The organism is Gilliamella sp. Imp1-1 (genome assembly GCF_001690415.1).
Lineage (GTDB): Bacteria > Pseudomonadota > Gammaproteobacteria > Enterobacterales > Orbaceae > Gilliamella > Gilliamella bombi.
Genome location: NZ_LZHK01000068.1, coordinates 1 through 450 on the forward strand (window position 1 = coordinate 1; position 450 = coordinate 450).

1 protein-coding gene is annotated in these 450 nt (G+C 39.8%); it reads right to left on the reverse strand.

Features of this window, described 5'->3' with window-relative positions; all coding sequences use genetic code 11:
• Positions 1-360: IS5 family transposase (locus A9G38_RS06540; protein WP_176713236.1), on the reverse strand; the 360-nt coding region annotated here is incomplete at its 3' end.
• Between the last annotated feature and the right edge of the window lie 90 nt (positions 361-450).

Consider the following 450-nt stretch of genomic DNA (forward strand, 5'->3'; position numbering starts at 1 on the left):
ATTACCACCACAGCTCTGACCTATTTGCTCGGAATACTCCGTTGCAGCGCCTGTACTATGTTGATGAGCCCTGATAATCGAGCCATCTAGGAACACCCATTCAAAATCCGCTAGTTGTGATAAATGTTTGAAAATATCAACTAATATTCCTTTTTTAGACCACAAATTAAATCGCCTATAGACAGTGCTCCATTCACCAAACTCTTCTGGCAAATCTTGCCAAGGAATACCGGTTCTCATTCGGAAAAGGATCCCTTCAAACGTCATCCGATGCTCGGATTTATTATAAACTCGGCCGGTATTTTTCATTATTTGTAGTAGCTTTTCCCACCGTTTATCTGTTAGCATTGTTCTTGGCATGATGAATCGAGTTAGGGTTGTTTTTGGCTGAATTATTATAACTCACATCATGCCGTCTAAAAAATAATCATGAAAGATCAACACGCCCTA